We start from the raw sequence: 3239 nt of genomic DNA, 5'->3' as shown, positions 1-3239 counted from the left end.
AGCTGGCGGGCCACCATGATCTCGACCGCCATCATGGCAAGCTTGCCCGCCACGCGCGGGAAGTGGATCAGGGGCTTGCCGAATTGCTTGCGGTCCCGGGCGTATTGCATCCCCACATCAAGGGCGGATTGTGCCACGCCGACCGCGCGGGCGGCGGTCTGGATGCGGGCGGATTCAAACGTCTGCATCAATTGCTTGAAGCCGCGGCCTGTCTCGCCGCCCAGAAGGTTCTCGCCCTTCACCGTGAAGCCGTCGAAGGCCAGTTCGTATTCCTTCATGCCGCGATAGCCCAGCACCTCGATCTCGCCGCCGGTCATGCCGGGGGTGGGGAAGGGGTTGGCCTCGTCGCCGGGGGTTTTCTCGGCCAGGAACATCGACAGGCCGCGATAGTCGGTGGTGTCAGGATCAGTGCGGGCAAGCAGGGTCATGACATGGGTGCGGCTGGCATGGGTGATCCATGTCTTGTTGCCGGTGATCATCCAGTCCTCGCCGTTGCGCACCGCGCGGGTGCGCAAGCTGCCGAGGTCCGATCCGGTGTTGGGTTCGGTGAAGACCGCCGTGGGCAGCGTTTCGGCGGATGCGATCCGGGGCAGCCATTTCTGTTTCTGCGCTTCGGTGCCGCCGCAAAGGATCAGTTCGGCGGCGATCTCGGACCGTGTGCCAAGCGAACCCACGCCGATATAGCCGCGCGACAGTTCTTCCGAGACCACGCACATCGAGGCTTTGGAGAGGCCGAAACCGCCGTATTCTTCGGGGATGGTCAGGCCGAAGACGCCCATTTCGGCCATCTCGGCGATGATCTCCATCGGGATCAGTTCATCCTTGAGGTGCCAGTCGTGGGCGTGGGGTTCCACGCGGTCGATGGTGAAGCGGCGGAATTGTTCGCGGATCATCTCGAGTTCGTCATCCAGACCGCTGGCGCCCACGGTGATATTGGCCGATTGGTCCTGCATCAGGTCCACAAGGCGCATCCGCGCGGCCTGCGTGTTGCCGTCCTGCGTCAGGGTCATCACGGCGGGGGTCATCAGCGCGCGCATGTCGTCTTGGGTCAGGCCGATGTCCTGCAGACGCAGGATTTCACCCTGGCTCATCGGGATGCCGCCGTAGATTTGCCAGAGGTATTCGCCAAAGGCGATCTGGTGGATCAGGTGTTCGACCTCGCCGAATTTGCCATCCACTTGCAGGCGTTCGGCCCAGGCCTGCATCTGTTCCAGCGATTGCGCGTAGGTCGCAAGCCACGCAAGGCCGTGGGCGGCGGTCTGGTGCTGTTCGATCAGCGCGCCCGAGATGCGGTCACCGTCAGTGACAAGCGCGCGCACTGCGGCCTTGGCGCGGGCCAGCACCTGCGCCACGGGGGGCAGCGCCGCTGCGGTCAGCGACAGAAGGTCCGCCAGCAAGGGGTTCCGGTTCAATGTCATGTCCTGACCATCATGCGGCATATCGCGACTCCCTTCAAATCACTTGGGCAGGGATAGAGTGTTTGCAGTCGCAGCGCAATAATCATTCACGATTAATTCATGCCGCGCACAAAAGTGTCGCAACGAAAATTGCACTGGCGCCGGGCTGGCAATGACGTAAGAGGGCTTATGACTGCCATTTTCGATCTGATCGGCCCCGCTTTGTTCGTCTATGCTGTCTGTGTGACGCTGCTTGCGGGCTTTGTCAAAGGTGCCGTCGGGTTCGCGATGCCGCTGATCATGATCTCGGGGTTGGGCATCATGATTGCGCCCGATATCGCGCTGGCGGCGATTATCCTGCCGATCGTGTTCAGCAATGGCCTGCAGGTCCTGCGTGCTGGCCGGGCCGAGGCGCTGTCGGCATTGGCCGAGCATTGGCGCTATACCCTTGTGGTCTGCGTGATGATCCTGATTTCAGCGCAATTCGTCCGCGCCCTGCCGCCCGATGCGCTATACTTCGTGCTGGGCGTGCCGGTGGTCGGTCTCAGCCTGATCCAGTTGGTCGGCTGGCGGCCGAAGATTTCCCCGCGGACGCGCCGCCCCTTCGAGTGGGCCGCAGGTTTCCTTTCGGGCACGCTGGGCGGGCTTGCGGGCACATGGGGACCACCGACGGTGCTTTACCTGATTGCGCTGGAAACACCCAAGCAGCGACAGATGGCGGTGCAGGGGGTCATCTACGGGCTTGGGTCGGTGATGCTGCTCTTGGGGCATCTGCGCTCGGGTATTCTGAACGCCGAGACGGTCTGGCTGTCCGGCGCGCTGTTGCTGCCTGCGCTGCTGGGGATGTGGGTGGGGTTCAAACTTGTGGATCGCTTCGATCAAGAGCGGTTCCGCAACGTCACGCTGTTGGTGCTGACGGTCGCGGGCCTGAACCTGATCCGGCGCGGGATCATGGGCTAGGACATGAGGTCGCGGTCACGGCAGAGCGCGGCAAGCTCTGGCACCGCCTGTGGGGGCACCACGTCGAAGACCACGCGGTAGGCCAGATCGCCACCGCGCCGCGCCTCGAAGGTCCATTGGCCTGTGACCAGCTCGTAAGGATAGTCGAACTGGTAGAAGACGATGTTTGGCCCTTGCCCGCTGATGGTGCTGTCGAAGGATTGTCGCTGCACGCCGGCCTCGCCCATCGGTGGATGGGTCAGGGTGACGATCAGGGGATCGGTTCCCATGCCCTCGGCCGCCTGCACCCGCACGCCGAAGCCGACACCAAGGACGGCCGGCACGGTCAGGGTTTCGGCGGCGAAGGCGGGCATCCGGTCGAGAATATGGGTCCGTCCAAGGATCGTATCGGGGGCGTCGCGAAAGCCTGTGGCCTCGGGCGCGCAGATGACACCGGCGGTCAGGGCCAGCACATCCGCCCCGCGCGTGATCCCGGCCCGCGCGGGCAGGGCAAGCGTGACCAGCAGAAGAACGGCGATCAGGTGGCGCATGGTGCAAAGATAAAAGCCCGCAGCGGTTTGTCGACCGCTGCGGGCTTCGGGGTTCATTGCGCGGGGCCTAGCCGATGGCAGCGGCCTTCACGTCATCGTCGATGTAAGGGACGTATTTGGCGAAGTTGTCGCTGAACATCTCGACCAGTTTGGCGGCCTGACGGTCGTAAGCGTCCTTGTCGGCCCATGTCTCGCGCGGGTTCAGAAGGCGGTCGTCGACACCCTCGCAGGTCATCGGCACTTCGAAGCCGAAGTTGGGGTCCTTGCGGAACTGGTTTTCGATCAGCGTCCCGTCAAGCGCGGCGGACAGCAGTGCGCGGGTGGCCTTTATCGGCATCCGGCTGCCGGTGCC

General features: G+C 63.8%; 4 protein-coding genes. 1 reads left to right on the top strand and 3 read right to left on the bottom strand.

The genetic code is table 11. The features are described from left to right. The coding region (locus V7N12_RS09350) for an acyl-CoA dehydrogenase family protein (protein WP_333714242.1) at nucleotides 1-1439 on the bottom strand (1439 nt) is incomplete at its 3' end. Between the two features lie 147 nt (nucleotides 1440-1586). Between V7N12_RS09350 and V7N12_RS09345 the strand changes: the two genes are divergently transcribed. Continuing rightward, nucleotides 1587-2357, top strand: a complete 771-nt coding sequence (locus V7N12_RS09345) for a sulfite exporter TauE/SafE family protein (RefSeq protein WP_333714241.1) — start codon at nucleotides 1587-1589, stop codon at nucleotides 2355-2357. On the opposite strand, the gene V7N12_RS09340 is transcribed toward V7N12_RS09345, so the two are convergent. Then, nucleotides 2354-2944: a DUF3859 domain-containing protein gene (locus tag V7N12_RS09340; protein ID WP_333714240.1), complete on the bottom strand. Its 591-nt coding sequence runs from the start codon at nucleotides 2942-2944 to the stop codon at nucleotides 2354-2356. The genes V7N12_RS09345 and V7N12_RS09340 overlap by 4 nt on opposite strands. Before the next feature lie 10 nt (nucleotides 2945-2954). Beyond that, a partial coding sequence (locus V7N12_RS09335; RefSeq protein WP_333714239.1) for a phosphoenolpyruvate carboxykinase (ATP) occupies nucleotides 2955-3239 on the bottom strand: 285 nt, incomplete at its 5' end.

The organism is Yoonia sp. (genome assembly GCF_036770585.1).
Classification (GTDB): domain Bacteria; phylum Pseudomonadota; class Alphaproteobacteria; order Rhodobacterales; family Rhodobacteraceae; genus Yoonia.
This window is presented reverse-complemented; position numbering and strand designations above follow the sequence as displayed.